The organism is Arthrobacter sp. B055-34 (assembly GCF_059090425.1).
Window position 1 is genome coordinate 362,112 of record NZ_JBNHFQ010000004.1, and the last position, 16,635, is coordinate 378,746.

General features: G+C 64.9%; 12 protein-coding genes. 7 read left to right on the forward strand and 5 right to left on the reverse strand.

Annotated features, from left to right (window positions below):
- Nucleotide 1: 1 nt before the first annotated feature.
- From AC5RWO_RS10270 to AC5RWO_RS10285, 4 genes are read left to right on the forward strand one after another with little or no spacing between them, the layout of a single operon-like run.
- Nucleotides 2–937 carry a uroporphyrinogen-III synthase gene (locus tag AC5RWO_RS10270; RefSeq protein ID WP_498731272.1) on the forward strand — a complete coding sequence of 312 codons (936 nt, stop codon included), beginning with the start codon at nucleotides 2–4 and terminating at the stop codon, nucleotides 935–937.
- Complete coding sequence (gene hemB, locus AC5RWO_RS10275) at nucleotides 924–1,907, forward strand: porphobilinogen synthase (RefSeq protein ID WP_498731273.1); 984 nt, start codon at nucleotides 924–926, stop codon at nucleotides 1,905–1,907. Before AC5RWO_RS10270 ends, hemB begins: the two co-directional genes overlap by 14 nt.
- Before the next feature lie 3 nt (nucleotides 1,908–1,910).
- Nucleotides 1,911–3,236, forward strand: coding sequence for a glutamate-1-semialdehyde 2,1-aminomutase (gene hemL, locus AC5RWO_RS10280; RefSeq protein ID WP_498731274.1), 1,326 nt, complete (start codon nucleotides 1,911–1,913; stop codon nucleotides 3,234–3,236).
- Nucleotides 3,237–3,263: 27 nt separating this feature from the next.
- A complete protein-coding gene (locus AC5RWO_RS10285; RefSeq protein ID WP_498731275.1) occupies nucleotides 3,264–4,391 on the forward strand; it encodes an AI-2E family transporter in 1,128 nt (375 codons plus the stop codon).
- A 111-nt stretch (nucleotides 4,392–4,502) separates the two neighbouring features.
- On the opposite strand, the gene AC5RWO_RS10290 is transcribed toward AC5RWO_RS10285, so the two are convergent.
- The 4 genes from AC5RWO_RS10290 to AC5RWO_RS10305 all read right to left on the reverse strand — a co-directional run bounded on the left by AC5RWO_RS10290 (nucleotide 4,503) and on the right by AC5RWO_RS10305 (nucleotide 8,058).
- On the reverse strand, nucleotides 4,503–5,336 hold the full coding sequence (locus AC5RWO_RS10290) for a MetQ/NlpA family ABC transporter substrate-binding protein (RefSeq protein ID WP_498731276.1): 834 nt from the start codon (nucleotides 5,334–5,336) through the stop codon (nucleotides 4,503–4,505).
- 135 nt (nucleotides 5,337–5,471) lie between these two features.
- Nucleotides 5,472–6,215 (reverse strand): methionine ABC transporter permease, encoded by a 744-nt coding sequence (locus AC5RWO_RS10295; RefSeq protein WP_498731277.1) that lies wholly within the window; start codon nucleotides 6,213–6,215, stop codon nucleotides 5,472–5,474.
- On the reverse strand, nucleotides 6,212–7,204 hold the full coding sequence (locus tag AC5RWO_RS10300) for a methionine ABC transporter ATP-binding protein (RefSeq protein WP_498731278.1): 993 nt from the start codon (nucleotides 7,202–7,204) through the stop codon (nucleotides 6,212–6,214). The genes AC5RWO_RS10295 and AC5RWO_RS10300 overlap by 4 nt, the downstream gene beginning before the upstream one ends.
- A gap of 119 nt (nucleotides 7,205–7,323) precedes the next feature.
- Complete coding sequence (locus AC5RWO_RS10305) at nucleotides 7,324–8,058, reverse strand: 3'-5' exonuclease (protein WP_498731279.1); 735 nt, start codon at nucleotides 8,056–8,058, stop codon at nucleotides 7,324–7,326.
- A gap of 93 nt (nucleotides 8,059–8,151) precedes the next feature.
- On the opposite strand from AC5RWO_RS10305, the gene AC5RWO_RS10310 reads away from it, so the two are divergent.
- Genes AC5RWO_RS10310 through AC5RWO_RS10320 form a run of 3 tightly spaced genes read left to right on the forward strand, consistent with a single transcriptional unit; the run spans nucleotide 8,152 to nucleotide 15,154 of the window.
- Nucleotides 8,152–8,529: an MGMT family protein gene (locus tag AC5RWO_RS10310; protein ID WP_498731280.1), complete on the forward strand. Its 378-nt coding sequence runs from the start codon at nucleotides 8,152–8,154 to the stop codon at nucleotides 8,527–8,529.
- The gene (locus tag AC5RWO_RS10315; protein ID WP_498731281.1) at nucleotides 8,526–11,789 is read left to right on the forward strand and encodes an ATP-dependent helicase; all 3,264 of its coding nucleotides are present in this window, start codon (nucleotides 8,526–8,528) and stop codon (nucleotides 11,787–11,789) included. The genes AC5RWO_RS10310 and AC5RWO_RS10315 overlap by 4 nt, the downstream gene beginning before the upstream one ends.
- Before the next feature lie 47 nt (nucleotides 11,790–11,836).
- Nucleotides 11,837–15,154 carry an ATP-dependent helicase gene (locus AC5RWO_RS10320; protein ID WP_498731392.1) on the forward strand — a complete coding sequence of 1,106 codons (3,318 nt, stop codon included), beginning with the start codon at nucleotides 11,837–11,839 and terminating at the stop codon, nucleotides 15,152–15,154.
- Here AC5RWO_RS10320 and AC5RWO_RS10325 read toward each other — a convergent pair.
- Complete coding sequence (locus tag AC5RWO_RS10325; protein WP_498731282.1) at nucleotides 15,151–16,512, reverse strand: macrolide 2'-phosphotransferase; 1,362 nt, start codon at nucleotides 16,510–16,512, stop codon at nucleotides 15,151–15,153. The genes AC5RWO_RS10320 and AC5RWO_RS10325 overlap by 4 nt on opposite strands.
- Nucleotides 16,513–16,635 lie beyond the last annotated feature (123 nt).

Below are 16,635 nucleotides of genomic sequence, written 5' to 3' on the forward strand. Positions count from 1 at the left end.
CATGCCCCTGCTGCGGCCGCGAGGCAACCCCGGGAGTCCGCTCGCCGGGCTGGTAGTCGTGCTGCCGCGCAGTGCTGACCGGGCAGGTGCCATGGTGGCCGAGCTGGCCGGCAGGGGCGCCGAACCGAAGCTTATGCCGCTGATCGACTTCGAGGAACCAGAGTCCAGCCATGAGCTAGACGAAGCGCTGCGCATGCTTGGCCAGGGCCGCTTCGAGTGGATGGTCATCACCAGCATCACCACCGTGCGGGCGCTGAAGCATCGCGCTGCCGCACTCGGCACTACGCTGAAGGCACTGTCCGGCGACACCAAGATCGCCGCCGTCGGGTCGGGTACGGCCACGGTCCTGGAGGCCGAGGGCCTGCACGTTGACCTTGTTCCCGAGGGCACCATGGACGCCGTCGGACTGGTGGCGGACTGGCCGCCGCCGGGCGAGCCCCGCCCGGAAACGGCCCTGCGCACCAACGTTTTCCTGCCGCAGGCGGACATCGCGGCTGACACCATTTTCGAGGGCCTGATGGACAAGGGCTGGCAGGTGCTGCCTGTGGTCGCCTACCACACGGTGGACCATCCGGCCCGGGCGGAGCGGCGCCTGAGCGCTGTGCTGGAGTCCGCCTCTCCGGGGTCGACCGGAGCCGAACTGGAACCGATTACGGTGGAAGAATTCAACCGCGGCGTCGCCGAAAAGGCGATTGACGCCGTCGTTCTTACGTCTCCGAGCGTGGCCCGCCGGCTGCATCAACTCTCGCCCGACCTGCCGCCGCACGTACTGCTGGTGGCGATCGGCAACAGCACCGCGAGGGAAGCCGGAACGCTTGGCCTGGATATCGCCGCGACCGCCACCGCGCCGACGCCGGCCGGGATTGCGGACGCGCTGACCGAGGCCCTCAAGACCCGCACCGCACCAAAGCCGAAGGATGATGATGAGCTTTCCTAGCCACCGACCGCGCCGACTCCGCGCCACCGCAGCCCTGCGCAAACTCACCGCTGAAGTGCGGATCGAGAACTCGCAGCTGATTCTGCCGGCGTTTATCCGCGAGGGCATCTCCGAGCCGGCGCCGCTGCAGTCCATGCCCGGCGTCGTCCAGCACACGACCGATTCCCTCAAACGGGCGGCGTTCGAAGCGGTGGAACTTGGCCTCGGCGGCATCATGCTCTTCGGCGTGCCGGCCAACCGCGACGCCACCGGCAGCGCGGGCGTGGACCCGGACGGTGTCCTGAACAAGGCCATCACGGATGTGAAGGCCGAAGTAGGCAACGACCTGGTGGTCATGAGCGATGTTTGCCTCGACGAGTTCACGGACCACGGCCACTGCGGTGTCCTCACCCCGGATGGGGCGGTGGATAATGACGCCACGCTGGAGATCTACGCGCGGATGGCCGTGATCCAGGCACAGTCCGGCGCGGACGTCCTGGGCCCGTCCGGCATGATGGACGGCCAGGTTGCCGTGATCCGCCAGGCGCTCGACGAGGCAGGCCTAAAGGACACCGCGGTGCTGGCCTACGCGGCCAAGTACACGTCCGCCTTCTATGGTCCGTTCCGCGAGGCAGTGGATTCGCAGCTGAGCGGTGACCGGAAGACGTACCAGATGGATCCGGCCAACCGCCGCGAGGCCATGCTGGAGGTAGAGCTGGATCTCGAAGAGGGGGCGGACATGGTGATGGTCAAGCCCGCCATGAGTTACCTGGACATCGTGGCCGATGTGGCGGCCATGTCTCCGGTACCGGTGGCCGCCTACCAGATTTCCGGCGAATACGCGATGATCGAGGCGGCGGCGGCCAACGGCTGGATCGACCGCAAGCCTGCCATCCTCGAGTCCGTGCTGGGCATCCGGCGGGCCGGGGCAGATATGGTGTTGACATACTGGGCTGCCGAGATTGCCCGCTGGCTGAAGGAAAGCAACTAAGTAATGACTAGCTCTGAAGAACTGTTCGAACGCGCGCGCCATCTGATGCCCGGGGGAGTGAACTCGCCCGTGCGGGCCTTCGGGTCGGTCGGCGGGACACCGCGCTTCATGGTCTCCGCCAAGGGGCCCTACCTCACCGACGCCGATGGCCGCGAGTACGTTGACCTGGTCTGCTCCTGGGGCCCGGCACTGGTGGGCCATGCCCATCCCGAGGTGCTGGCAGCCGTCCACGCTGCCGTGGACCGCGGCTTGTCCTTCGGCGCGTCCACGCCCGCCGAAGCCGAACTGGCGGCCATCGTGATGGAGCGGGTTTCCGCCGTCGAGCGGCTGCGTATGGTATCCACGGGAACCGAGGCCACCATGACGGCCGTGCGGCTGGCCCGCGGCTTTACCGGCCGCAACCTGATCATCAAGTTCGCCGGCTGCTATCACGGTCATTTGGACGGGCTGCTGGCGGCCGCCGGATCGGGTCTTGCCACGCTGGCGCTGCCCGGCTCTGCCGGTGTCACCGAGGCAACGGCGGCTGAGACTCTGGTCCTGCCTTACAACGATCTGGCAGCGGTTGAAGCAGCGTTCGAAACCCACGGCCCCAACATCGCCGCGGTGATCACCGAAGCTGCACCGGCCAATATGGGTGTAGTGGAACCGGGCGCAGGCTTCAACGCAGCGCTTTCCCGGATCACCACACAGCACGGCGCCCTGCTCATTCTGGACGAGGTCCTGACCGGCTTCCGGACCGGTTATGCCGGCTACTGGGGCCTGACCGGAGGAGCCGAGGGAACGGACGCTCCGTTCACGCCGGACCTGCTGACCTTCGGCAAGGTCATCGGCGGCGGCATGCCGGTGGCAGCACTGGGCGGCCGGGCCGAGGTAATGGATTACCTTGCTCCGGTGGGTCCGGTCTACCAGGCCGGCACACTGTCGGGAAATCCGATCGCGATGGCGGCCGGTGTGGCCACGCTGACCGCGGCCACACCCGAGGTCTACGCCGGGATCGACAAGCGGTCCCTGGAGTTGTCCGGTGCCGTCTCCGCCGCGCTGGGCGAGGCAGGTGTGGACCACAGCATCCAGCGTGCCGGGAATCTCTTCAGCGTGGCCTTCGGAACCTCGGCCAACGGAGTCCACAACTACGAGGACGCCCAGGGACAGGAAGCCTTCCGGTACGCTCCGTTCTTCCATTCCATGCTGGATTCCGGCGTCTACCTGCCGCCGTCGGTCTTCGAAGCGTGGTTCCTCTCCGCGGCGCATGACGACAAGGCCATGGACCGGATTTACGCTGCCCTTCCGGCCGCAGCCAAGGCGGCGGCCGCTGCCTTATCTGGAGCCTGATTTCCAACCACTTCAAGGAGCATGTTGATGGCGTTGTTTGCCCGGCGGGACCAAGTTCAGGAACAAAATCTGTGGACCGATGGTATCGGCCGGGTGGGCACGCGCTCCGCACAGCTGCTGCTGATCCTGACGCTGCTCTCGGTCAGCGTATACGTGATGCTGCAACTGCAGTTGCTGGTCATCCCGGTGCTGATTGCCCTCATCCTGGCAGCCGCGGTCTATCCGGTGGTCAACGTCCTGAGGCGCTGGGGCTGGTCCAGTGCCCTGGCCACCGCGACGGCGTTCCTGGGCATCCTTGTGGTGCTCGGCGGAGTCATTACCGGCATCGTCGTCGCCGTCCGGAACGAGCTGGATGAACTCATCAGTTCGGCTACCGAAGGCTGGGCGCAGCTACAGGGCTTCCTGGCCGATTTCCCGCTCCCGGTCGACCAGGCGCAGATTGACGAGGCGCTGGCCGGGATTCTGGACTTCCTGACCAGTGCCGCCGTCGGCCGCAGCGCGTTGAGCGGACTGTCCACGGCCACGCAGTTCATCACCGGCGCGGTCCTGATGGCCGTGGTGCTGTTTTACTTCCTCAAGGACGGCGAGCGGATCTGGACGTTCCTGCTGCGCTGGTTCCCCTACCGACGTCGAGCGAAGATGGCGCTGGCCGGTTCGCGCGCCGTCGACGTCCTGGGCAATTACGTTCGGGGCACCGCCATCGTGGCGGCGGTCGACGCAATCTTTATCGGTCTTGCCTTGTTTATCCTGCAGGTGCCGCTGGCGCTGCCGCTGGCCGTGCTCATCTTCATCGGCGGTTTCGTGCCGATCGTGGGCGCCACGGTCGCCGGCGTGCTGGCCGCCCTCGTGGCCCTGGTGGCCAACGGCCCTGTGGCCGCGCTGGTGGTGATCGGTGTTGTGGTCCTGGTGAACCAGCTGGAAGGGAACTTCCTGCAACCGGTCGTGATGGGCCGTTCCGTCAGCCTCCATTCCCTAGTCATTCTCCTCGCCTTGACGGCAGGCACCATCCTTGGCGGTATTGTCGGCGCCATTCTTGCTGTGCCGGTGGCGGCGGTGGCCTGGGCCGTCATCCAGGTCTGGACGGGCGATACCAAGCCGGAAGCGTCAGGCCGGCGGGTGCGGCTCGAGGAAAAGGCCGTGGCGACGGTGTCCTGACCCGGCACGACAAACAAGCCTTGAGGCGGAACTGACAAGGGAGCCGGCAGCGTGTGCTGCCGGCTCCCTTGTGGTTAAGCGTGGCTGGTTCGGCCTTGCTGGCCGGGAAGGTTAGAACGCCGGGGTGACGTCACCGTTCGGCCAGGTCTCCACGATGTAGTCCTTGACCTCGGGGGAATGCAGGAGCTCTTCGAGCTTGGCGATGGCAGGATTGTCGTCGCCGGCCTGCCAGGCCAAGAAGTTGGCATAAGGATTGTTCTCTACGGATTCGACGGCGAGGGCGTCGTCGGCGCTCAATCCAGCTTGAAGGATGAAGTTGCCGTTAATGAGCGCAAGGTCGATCTTCGGGTCTTCAACCAGCGGAAGGATAATTTCCGGCTGGTTCTCCTCGAACGTCAGACCCTTCGGGTTCTGCTCTTCCGTTAGGGTGAGGGCAGCGGAGTCTTCCTCAATGCCATTGAGCAGGCCGGCTTCTTCGAGCATCTTCAGACCGCGGACCTGGTTGGCGGGGTCATTCGTGATGGCGATAGTGCCACCGTCGGGTACATCTTCAATGCTCTCGTGCTTCGAGGAGAACGCGGCGTACGGCTCGATGTGGACGCCTTCACCATGCTCGAACTCGTAGCCCTTGGTAGCGACCTGGTCTTCGAACCAAGGCAGGTGCTGGTAGTAGTTGGCGTCGAGCGATCCATCGCTGAGCGCGATATTAGGAGTCTGGTAGTCATCGAACTCCTGGATCTCCAGGTCGATGCCGGCTTCCTGGGCCAGATTCTGGTCAACGAACTCGAGGATCCGTGCATGCGGCACAGGGCTGGCCCCAACAGTAACTGTCACGGGATTGGCCGGATCGAGAGTAGCGCTGGGGGTAGATTCGGATCCACCGCAAGCCGTCAGCGCCAGCGTAGTGGCCAAGCCTGCGCCGATCAGAGATAGTGTTTTACGCATCCGAGTGCGTTCCTTTCAAATAACGCAGAGCCCGGACGAATATGATGTCGCCGGGATCCGGGTGTGGTGCAGCTAGCGGCTACTCGCTGCATTCTTCCGCTCGGCTGTCGACGATGCGGGAAGCATTGTGGAGGATCAGACCCCAATCGTTGTGGCCGGCTCATGCCGGCGCGCCTTCTTCGATCCGGCTGTCGCTGCGCTCCGGTGGTCGACCCGGCGGGCAACCGCGTCGCCGACCCATTGGATTGCCTGGACCAGGATGACCATGATTACGATGGTAACGATCATGACAGTGGTATCGAAGCGCTGGAAGCCGTAGTTGTAAGCGAGCCTTCCCAAACCGCCGCCGCCGGTGATGCCGGCCATTGCGGAGTATCCGACCAGGGTGACCATCGTCGTGGTCAACGCCGCCACCAGCCCAGGAAGGGCCTCAGGGACGAGCACTTTGCGAACGATCTGCATCCGCGTCGACCCCATGACCATAGCGGCGTCGATCTTGCCGGAACTTACATCCCGAAGCGCAGTCTCGACCAAGCGGGCGAAGAAGGGAACGGTGCCGATTGTCAGCGCAACGCAAGCGGCGATTGGGCCGATGCTGCTGCCGGTAATAACCCGTGCCAGCGGAATGAGGGCCACCATGAGGATGGCGAATGGAATGGATCGTGTGATGTTGACGACGACGTCGGAGACGATCCTGTTCGTCACAGGCATCGGTCGTAACCCGCCCGAGGCGCTGGTGTAGAGGAAGATTCCTAGCGGCAGTCCGATCGCCAAAGTGAAGATCCCGGAGATCGATACCATCTGCAGGGTCTCAACGACGGCTGTCGGGAGCGCCTTCGTGATACCGGGGTTGGTGCTCAGTTCTTCGAGGAAATTCATGCGGCATCCTTTCCTGTGGCACGCACGGAAACGCCCTGGCTGTGCAGATATTCGACTACCGGACCGGAATCCACGCCGGCGGGCAGCTGAATTCGGAGGTGGCCGAATTGTGTCCCGGCCAGGGTCTCGACACTGCCAGCAAGTACATTCAGGTCCATATTGAAGCGCCGTGCGGCGGAAGTCAGGACCGGTTCCGAGGCCGTGTCCCCCGAGAAAAGAATCTCCAGCACGGCTCCGGTGCCAAGCGGTTCCGCCGAAGGCAGCGGCAACAGGGTGCGGGACAGTTCGCTGCCCAGCCTGGCTGCGACATCTCGCAGCGGGCCGTGTTCAACGATGCGCCCGGCCGCCAGCAAGGACACCGAGTCGCAGACCCGCTTGACCACGTGCATTTCGTGCGTGATGATCAGCACCGTCAGCTGCAGGCGCTCGGTGAGGTCCTTGATCAGGACAAGGATCTCTTCGGTGGTTTTCGGGTCCAAAGCAGACGTGGGCTCGTCACAGAGAAGGACATCCGGATCGGAAGCGAGGGCGCGCGCAATGCCTACGCGCTGGCGCTGGCCGCCGGAGAGCTGGGAAGAATAAGCGTTTTCGAAGCCCTCCAGTCCAACCAGCCTCAATAGTTCAGTGACCTTGGTGCTGATGGCGTCCTTGGACGTGTTGACGATTTCCAGCGGATGTGCGACGTTCTGCGCGGTGGTCCGCGAATCCATCAGGTTGGCATGCTGGAAGATCATGCCGATGCGCCGGCGTGCGCTGCGCAAGTCTGCATCCCTGGCCGAGCTCAGTTCGGCCCCATTGATGCTCACTGACCCTGAGGTGGGGGAATCCAACAGGGTCAGGCAGCGGACCAAAGTCGACTTGCCCGCCCCTGAATGTCCCACGATGCCGTGAATTGATCCCCTCGGAACCTCAAGGCTGACTCCGTCAAGGGCAACAACTTCACGGTTGCCTTGGCGATAGACCTTGCGCAGGTCAGAAACAGTGATCACATGAATCCTCGGCTGATTGGGGACGGGTCCTGGTCTGCGGCGGCCAGCACGGGCAGCGAACAGCTTAAATTATGACAGGACTGGCCGCGCTCCCGAACACGGGCAAAGATTCGTAATATTCACACCCTAAATTGACTGCCTGCCGTCGCTGTGGGCCGCGCATGCACAACGCCTTCCCGCAACGGCCATACGCCATCGACCACCGCGTCCGGTTTGGTCCGGCGTAACCACTCCTGGAAATTCGTCGCCTGTTTGGCGCACCACTCCACTTGCGATGCGTGGAGCTCAGAAGGGTCGACCTGCAGTTCTGGGTATTTTCTTGCCAGCGCATCGGCAACGCCGATGGTGGCCAGCGCGTCTGCGGCGGAAGTGTGCGCGTTCTCCAGCGGCACTTGGTAAAACTCACTCAGGGCGACCAAAGTCCGCTTGCCGCGCCGGTACCGGTCCATCTGCTTGTCCAGCACAAAGGGATCGATGACGGGTGTGGGCTCTGGCATTTCCATGCCGTGGCGTCCGCATTCCTCGGCCAGGACCGTGAAATCGTAGGGAGCATTGAACGCCATAACCGGGATACCGGCGTCGAAATAGCTGCCGAGGGTCTGGGCGATTTCGGCAGCAGCCTGGGCGGCGTCCATTCCCTCGCTGAGGGCTTTGTCGTTGGTGATGCCGTGAATGGCAGAGGCTTCGGCCGGGATGGAGACACCGGGGTTGACCAGCCATTCCAGCTGTTGCAGTGGTTGCCCCAGCCCAGTGACAAGGACAATGGATGCGGTGACGATCCGTGCTTCGTGGGGATCCCGTCCGGTCGTTTCGACATCGAATGCTGCCCGGGGAAGTTCATGCCAGCTGCTCATGCCGGCAACGCTACCTGCCGGCAACGACATTTCCGCGGCGGGCCCCGCCGCCTGTGGATAAAAACACGTCGGCTGCCATTTAGAGTAGATCGCATGCGCCGGGAGTTTGTTGATGCCGTTCTGGAAGTGGCGGCACTCATACCGGCCGGTCGAGTCCTCTCTTATGGGGACATAGCGGAGCTGCTTGGCTCCGGTGGTGCCCGCCAGGTTGGCCGCGTGATGTCGCTCCATGGCGGGGCGGTGGCATGGTGGCGGGTCATCCGAGCGGACGGGACGCTGCCCAATGAGCTGATGGGCCGGGCGGTGCGGCGCTATCAACGTGAGCTCACACCGCTCATGATTCGGGAGGCCGGAAGCGAGCCGAAGGTCCAGATGCAGTTGGCCCGCTGGTTTCCGGATGACGATGACTTTGATCGCATTGAAGATATCCGCCAAAAAATGTCACTGCCGGCTGGTGGAATGGAACCGTGATCAAACCAATACAGCATGCACCGGAACTCAAACTGGTGCGGCCGAGCCGGTCCCGGGCGGAGCAGCCGGCCGAACGCCCGGACCAGAATGCCGTAATCTCGCTGCCCGAAGGCTGTGGGCCGGTGCTCGTTTACGGTGCTCCGGGGACCGGCAAGTCCACGGTGCTGGTCGAACACGCCGTCCACCGGGTCGAACAAACCGGACTGGATCCCGCGCGGATACTGATGCTGGCTCCGTCGCGTCTGGCCGCTGCGCGCCTGCGGGATAAGCTCACGGCGCGGCTGAACCGAAGCCTCAGTACAACGCCGGCGCGGACCTGGGCTGCCTACGCCTTCGACTTGATCCGGCGTGCCCGGGCCGAGGGTCGGCTGCCGCTGCTGGAACGGGCGCCGCGTCTGATGTCCGGCCCGGAGCAGGATCAGATCATTGCCGAACTGCTGCATGGACACCGTACCGGGCATAGCGGTGCCGTCAGGTGGCCCAGCGATCTTGACGAAGCGCTCGGAACCCGAGGATTCCGGCACGAGATCCGGCAGCTATTCGACCGCGTTATTGAATACGGCAGCACCGCCGAACATTTGGAGGCGATGGGGGTCGCCAGCGGGCGTGAAGACTGGCAATCGGCGGCGAGTCTGTTCCGGGAGTACCGTGACCTGATCGATCTGCGCATGCCGGAAGCCTTCGACCCGGCCGGTATTATCACTGCGGCGCGGCAACTGCTCATGGACGATGAAGATTTCCTGGACCGCGAACGGCAGCGGCTCGGGCTGATCCTGGTCGATGACCTGCAGGAGGCCAATCCTGCCGTCTACGAATTGCTGGCCGTCCTCGCCGAGGGTAAGGACACCATTGTCACGGCCTCCCCGGACACCGTTGTCCAGGGCTTCCGTGGAGCGCGGCCGGATCTGCTGGCGCGCCTGTCCGAGCTGTTGGCATCCGGCGGAGGACCTTTTCGGACGATGGCCTTGACCGGTTCCCACCGCATGGGGCCATTTGTTTCAGCAGCTTGGCAACGGGTTGCCTCGCGGATTTCCTTGGTTGCGGGCGCACAAATGGCACGCGAACTGACATTTCCGGAGCCTGACGGGCGGCAAACGGAGCTGGCCCATTCAGGGCTGGCTTCGGAGGCCAGTTCCCATCTGGTTGATTCACCGGTCCACGAGCAGCGCTACGTTGCCCAGCGGATTCTTGAAGCCCGGCTCTTTGACGGCATCAAGCTCAGTGACATGGCAGTTATCGTCCGTACCGGCGGCCAGCTTTCGCAACTGGCACGTTACCTCTCCGGGCAGGGGATCGCCGTGAAGATTCCGGTGGCGGAAACGGCGGTCCGCGACGAAGCCGCCGTCCGGCCGCTGCTGGACGCCTTGGCCATGGTGTTGGAGCCAGACCGGCTGGACGCAGAAACGGCAGTCCAACTGTTGACCTCGCGGATAGGCGGCGCGACTGCCATTGACCTGCGCAGGCTCCGCCAGTCGCTGCGACGTGAAGAACGGCTCGGCGGCGGCGGCAGATCCAGCGATGCCCTGCTGGTGGAGGCGCTGCGGAATCCGGCCACCCTCCAGACTCTGGGCCGCGAAGCAGGGCCGGCCAAGCGGATCGCGGCGATGCTCAGTGCCGGAACCCAGGCGGCACAGGAGCCCGGCGCCAACGCGGAGACGGTGCTGTGGGCCTTGTGGTCCGCCGCGGGCCTTGCCGACAGGTGGTCCGCGCAAGCGCTTCAGGGTGGTCCGGCGGGTGTCCGGGCGGACCGGGATCTGGATGCTCTCATGGCCCTGTTCCAAACGGCGGAGCGGTATGTTGACCAGCTGCCAGGCTCCAACCCCGCCCAGTTCCTTGACTACCTGCTGAACCAGGAACTCCCGATGGACAACCTCGCTCCCCGCGCGCAGTTGCGTGAAGCCGTGGAACTGATGACTCCGGCCAGTGCAGCGGGACGCGGCTGGCCGATGGTCATCGTGGCAGGTGTCCAGGAGGGTATCTGGCCCAACACCCGGTTACGTGGAGAGCTGCTGGGCAGTACGCAGTTCGTGGATGTCCTGGAGCACGGCATTGAGCAGGCGGGACAAATCGACGTCGTATCCAGGCTTCGGGAGACGCGTTACGACGAGCTCCGAAGCTTTTCAACGGCTGTCTCTCGTGCCGAGCACAGACTGATCTGTATTGCCGTGCAGTCGGAGGACGCCCAGCCTTCCGGGTTCCTCGACGTGGTGGATCCGTGGCTGGACGAGGAAGTGGCGCGGCCGGTGACTACGGTCATGCGGCCGCGGACGGTACGCGCGTTAGCCGCCGAATTGCGGCAGTGGGCACAGCAAGGAGCCGAGGAACCAGAACGCGCTGCCCAGGCAGCGGCGGGACTTGCCATGCTGGCCTCAAGCCCCGTTCCGGTACCGGGGGCACATCCATCGCAATGGTGGGGACTGCTGCCCTTGACCACCGATGCACCGATCGTGCCGCCGAACCAGCCGGTGCCGGTGTCGCCGTCCCGGGTGGAAGCGGTGCACGCCTCACCGATGGACTGGTTTGTTCAGGCGGCCGGTGGCGAGGCCGCCACGGACTTTGCCCGGAGCCTGGGCAACCTGGTTCACGCCATCGCCCAGGACATGCCGGATGCGACCGGAAACGAATACGTCCAGGAGCTCACCCGGCGGTGGCCGGCGCTGGGCATGAAGGAAAACTGGGAAGGCTGCCTGGACTTCCAGCGGGCCGAGGGCATGGTGCGCCGCCTGGCCCAGTACGTACTCCACATGCGGTCCGAGGGGCGGAGCCTGTTAGGCGTTGAGCAGGACTTTTCCGTTGATATCGAAGGCCCTGAACGCATCGCCAGACTGAGGGGACAGGTTGACAGGCTGGAACTGGACCGCGAAGGCAGGCTGGTGATCATAGACCTGAAGACCGGCAAATCGGCGCCGAACGCGGCAGACCTGGACCGGCATCCGCAGCTGGGCAGCTACCAGGCCGCGGTCAAGGCCGGGGCCTTTAACGAGGTTGGAAACCGGGAACCAAACATCGTCCGCCAGCCCGGCGGAGCCGCGCTGGTCCAGCTCGGCAAAGACTTGAAAAACGTCAAGGTCCAGCACCAGGACGGACTGGACACCGCCGAAGACTGGGCTACTCCGATGATCCATGAGGCGGCCGGACTGATGTCCGCTAATCAGTTTGAAGCCCGCCACGATCCGCAGAAAGCGCGCGGCGGTTCGCACGGGTGCCGTGTCCCCGAACTCTGCCCGCTGTGCGCCGAAGGAAAGCAGGTAACCGAGTGAGCGTCGGACAGGTCCTCACAACCTACGCCCCGAATGAACTTGCCCGGATGCTGGGCCAGCATCTGCCCACCCCCGAGCAGGCGGATATCGTCAGTTCGCCGTTGCAGCCGCTGCTCATCATTGCCGGCGCGGGTTCGGGCAAAACGGCCACGATGGCGGACCGCGTGGTGTGGCTGGTAGCCAACGGGATGGTCCGGCCGGAGGAGATCCTCGGTGTGACTTTCACCCGGAAGGCGGCGGGCGAGCTGGCGGCACGGATCCGCGTCCAGCTCAACAAGCTCGCCCGCCACGGGCTGCTGCCGGATGACGCGGATGACGCGGCCGGACTGCTGGAGCCCAAGGTGTCCACGTACCACTCGTACGCCAACGGTCTGGTGTCCGACTACGGGCTCCGGCTTGGCATCGAACGCGACGTCGTGCTGCTGGGCAGTGCGCAGTCATGGCAGCTTGCCAGCCAGGTGGTGGAGGCTTATGACGGGGATGTCGGACATCTGACGGCGGCCAAGTCCACTCTGGTCAAGGCAGTCATGCAGTTCGCCTCGGAGTGCTCGGAGCATCTGGCAACGCCGCAAGAGGCCATCGGTCTCCTGCAGGCCGACGTTGAGAGGATCAGTTCGCTGCCCTACGTTTTGGGCAGCACGCGGCAGCCAAAAGCCGCCGTCGTATCCTTGTTGAACCGTTTGCGGACCAGGATCACCGTTGCCGAACTCGCCGCACAATACGGCAGGGTCAAGCGTGAGCGCGGGGTGCTGGACTACGGCGATCTCGTCTCACTGGCGGCAGCGATCGCCAAGGACGTACCGCAGGCCCGCGAGCTGGAACGTCTCCGGTACAAAGTAGTGCTGTTGGACGAATTCCAGGACACCTCGCATGCGCAAATGGTGCTGTTCTCCAAGCTTTTCGGTGACGGCCATCCCGTTACCGCAGTAGGGGACCCGAACCAGTCCATTTATGGATTTCGGGGAGCCTCGGCCGGACAGCTTTTCGCCTTCCGCCAGCATTTCCCGCTCGTCGACGAGGACGGGCAGCGCAGTGTCGCCCCCGCCAGCTTCCTGACCGTGGCCTGGCGCAATGCCGTCAACGTGCTCGCCATGGCCAACACGATTTCGTCGCCGCTGAACAGGGTAGACCCGAACCGGCCGAAGCCGGGCCGGCTCGAGGTGCCTGCACTCAGGCCGCGTCCGAACGCGGTCGAGGGAACCGTTGTCCTCTCCCGCTACCGCAGCGAGTCCGAGGAGGCGGAACAGGTAGCTGCCGGCGTGGCAAGGGCGCGCCGGACCGTATTCGAGCGCGATCCGGAATCCGGCAGGGCTGAACCTGTCACCACGGCCGTGTTGTGCCGCCGGCGCGCGCAGATCGCCGGTGTCGCGAAAGCACTCGCGGACAAGGGCATTCCCTATGAGATCGTCGGGCTGGCAGGGCTGCTGAGTCAACCGGAGATCATCGACCTCGTCGCCACGCTCCGCGTCCTGGCCGATCCCGGTCGTTCCGACTCCCTCATGCGCCTGCTGGCTGGTGCCCGCTGGCGCATAGGGCCCGCGGACCTGATGGCGTTTGCCGATTGGTCCCGCTTTCTGGAGTCGCAGCGGCGCCGGGCGGCCGAGGACAGGCAGACGGTGGATCTGGATGCCGACGAACGGGCATCCCCCCAGGTCGTCCAGCAGGATCCGGCCGAGGCGGCCTCATTGGTGGAAGCCCTGGACCGGTTGCCCAAACCCGGCTGGACATCGCGCAACGGACGCTCGCTGACTCCCGAGGCGCTGGCCCGCCTGGAGCGGCTGTCGGCGGAGGTCCGGCAGTTGCGGACTTTCGTGGGGGACGAGCTTCCCCTGCTGCTGGGCGAAGTCGAACGGGCCATGCTGCTCGACATCGAAGTGGCTTCCAAACCCGGCGTTACCATCCACCAGGCACGGCGGCATCTGGATGCCTTCCATGACGCGGCCGCGACGTTCATGCAGACTGCGCAGCGGGTTGACCTGTTGGCTTTCCTTGCCTGGCTCGAAGCCGCCGCGGCAGAAGAAGGCGGACTGGATGTCGTCCAGGTCGACGTGAGCAAGGACGCCGTTCAGCTGTTGACGGTCCACGCGTCCAAGGGACTGGAATGGGACGCTGTATTTGTTCCCGGGCTCAACGACGGTGCCTTTCCTAGCGGCTCCGACAACCGCTGGAGCAGCGGAAACGAGGCCTTGCCCTGGCCCTTGCGCGGTGACGGGGCGGACCTGCCGCAGTGGGACACCGAGCAACCCGACCAGTTGTCCTGGTTCACCGCCGAAGAAGTCTACAAAGGTGAGGTCCAGGCCCACAACGAACAGGAGGAGCGGCGCCTGGCCTACGTGGCGTACACCCGGGCCAAGCACCTGCTGGTCTGCAGCTCCGCGGGCTGGGCAGGCAGCAAGGTCAAACCCTCCGCACCGTCAATATTCCTGACCGAGCTGGCCGAACTGGCGCAGCAGGACTCGTCGACAGTGCAGGTCGGCACATGGATCTCCGACGAGGAACTTGGCGATACCAACCCGTTCCGCGAGGAAACCGAGACGGCCTTCTGGCCCTACGACCCATTGGAAGGCCCTCTGGTATACCGCGGTGGAGAGCCGGAACCGGCCCGTCCCGGCCGGCGTGCTGCCATGGAGGCGGCCAGCCAGGCGGTGCTGCAGGCCATTGCAGAGGACCGGAAGCTTGAGCAGGGAGCACCGTGGGCCAGAGAAACGGAGTTGCTGCTGCAGGAGCACAATGCCTCCCGCGGAGCCAACGAGATCGAACTACCGGCACATATCTCCGCCTCCATGCTCGTGGAGCTGAAAGACAACCCTGCCGAGGTCACGCGGTCCTTGCGTCGACCCGTGCCGCGCAGGCCCGGCATGGCCGCGCGCAAGGGAACCGCGTTTCACAGCTGGGTGGAGGAGCACTTCGGCACCGCCGGCATGCTGGATCTGGACGACTTGTCCTCGCCCGCGGACTCCCATGTCGACGAGGCCTACGACCTAGAGACCATGAAAGCCACGTTCAAGGCCTCCGAATGGGCGGAGAAGACGCCGGCCGCCATCGAGGTACCGGTCGAAACCAGGGTGGATGAGGTTGTAGTGCGCGGCCGGATCGACGCTGTCTTCCGGGACCAGGACGGAACCTGGGACCTGGTGGACTGGAAGACCGGTTCCCCGCCCTCGCCGGACAAGTTGGGTGTACGTGCCGTTCAGCTCGCGGTGTACCGGCTGGCCTGGGCCCGGTTGCAGGGAATCGACCCTGCGGAGGTCAAAGCTGCGTTCTACTATGTGGCGGCGGATAAGACCGTGCGACCGCACGATTTGGCCGGTGAAGCCGAACTCGAAGCCATCGTGCGCGCGGCGTACGCCGGCTCCGAACGCTAAGAACCTGAACGGTGCTCAACGATGGGGATCGCTGTGGTTGTCAATGAATCATCAGCGGCAGCGGTCCCCGTGCCGGAGGCGCCGCCGTCGTTCTTTTTCGCGGGAGTGTTCGGTTCCGCGTCCGCCGAAGCGGGCGCCCGGTCCGCCGTCGCCTCGTCTTCCTTTGGCGGGTTCGGGCCGGCACCGCCGGCTCGCTTGTCCGTGCCAGACGCCTTATCGTCCGGCACGGTGTCCGCATCGTCGACCGGCCGAACCTCAGCGGCTGGGTTATCCGAAGGGGCCGCGGGAACTATCGGCTCCGCCGTCACGCGCTCGCTAATCCGGGGCGCGGCGGCGGGCCGCTCTGTCGACTGTGTGCCGGCTCGCTCACTTTCGAACGCCGCGGACGGCGGACCCGCCGGTGCAGCGGGAACGGGGAGCTTCTCGCTGCTGATCTCCTGGCCGCCGTGTTCGCGGATATCCGACTCAAGTTCCTGCAGCATCTCTTCGGCTTCGGCAATCATTGCGGCATCCTCGGCAGCGACACCGCGTACCAGCCACTGCGCCAGCGCGAATTCCGCGGCCAACGCGGCACGGCGCATCAGGTGCGGATCCACCGGCTCTTTGCGGTACTTGTTGTACGACTCCAGCACAACGTCGGCGAAAGACTGTTCGTGGACGGCGATAAGCCAGGCAAAATCGTCCGCCGGGTCGCCGATCCGCAGATCAGTCCATCCGGTGACGGCGCTGACGGCACCGTCCCAGATGACGAGGTTGTCCTCGTGCAGGTCACCGTGGACCACTGACGGGTTGAACTTCCAGAGCGTGACATCCTCCAGCGCATGCTCCCAACGGCGCAGCAAAGCCGGCGGGATCTTGCCCGTCGTGGCGGCCTGGTCGAGTTCGTTCAGCCGGCGCTGACGGAACTCATCAGCGGTGTAGCTCGGCAAATCCGCGCGGTCCACCATGGCCTGCGGCAGGTCATGGATTCCGGCCATGGCCCGGCCGATTTCGGTGGGCACTCTGCCGCCCTCGGCGACGAGCGTCTCGAGTTCCAAAGTAGCCCCGGGGACATGGTTGTAGACAAACGTGCGCAGTTCCCCTTGCTGGACGGTACCGGCCACGGACGGCACCTGGAACGGCAGTTCGGCCCGGATGCCGGGGGAGAAGGACCGCAGGACCAGCAACTCCGTTTCGAGTCTCATGCTGGCTTCCGGATGGCGGGGGGAGCGGACTCGCCACTGCTTGCCGGCGTCGTCGATCACCACTGCGGAAGTGAAGTCCGCGGCGTCGTCGGGAGCTCCGGAAACGCCGGCAGGCGCCAGTCCGGGTACGGCCGCGCTGGCCATGGCAGCCAGTTCCATAGGAGTCTTTCTCACGTAGTCCACCGTAATTGGAATGTTGCCCCAGCCATGGCGGATGCCGCGGCGAGTCGCTAGAACGTGACGCAGACTAAGCGCGTGCCCCCCCCCGTTCTCCCCAGATTGCGGGCCCAAATATCA

Excerpts from the sequence above, each read along its gene's own strand:
- hemL (WP_498731274.1), top strand. The coding sequence starts at position 1,911 with ATGACTAGCTCTGAAGAACTGTTCGAACGCGCGCGCCATCTGATGCCC.
- AC5RWO_RS10320 (WP_498731392.1), top strand. The coding sequence starts at position 11,837 with ATGCTGGGCCAGCATCTGCCCACCCCCGAGCAGGCGGATATCGTCAGT.
- AC5RWO_RS10290 (WP_498731276.1), bottom strand. The coding sequence starts at position 5,336 with ATGCGTAAAACACTATCTCTGATCGGCGCAGGCTTGGCCACTACGCTG.
- AC5RWO_RS10310 (WP_498731280.1), top strand. The coding sequence starts at position 8,152 with ATGCGCCGGGAGTTTGTTGATGCCGTTCTGGAAGTGGCGGCACTCATA.
- AC5RWO_RS10305 (WP_498731279.1), bottom strand. The coding sequence starts at position 8,058 with ATGAGCAGCTGGCATGAACTTCCCCGGGCAGCATTCGATGTCGAAACG.
- AC5RWO_RS10285 (WP_498731275.1), top strand. The coding sequence starts at position 3,264 with ATGGCGTTGTTTGCCCGGCGGGACCAAGTTCAGGAACAAAATCTGTGG.
- hemB (WP_498731273.1), top strand. The coding sequence starts at position 924 with ATGAGCTTTCCTAGCCACCGACCGCGCCGACTCCGCGCCACCGCAGCC.
- AC5RWO_RS10270 (WP_498731272.1), top strand. The coding sequence starts at position 2 with ATGCCCCTGCTGCGGCCGCGAGGCAACCCCGGGAGTCCGCTCGCCGGG.
- AC5RWO_RS10295 (WP_498731277.1), bottom strand. The coding sequence starts at position 6,215 with ATGAATTTCCTCGAAGAACTGAGCACCAACCCCGGTATCACGAAGGCG.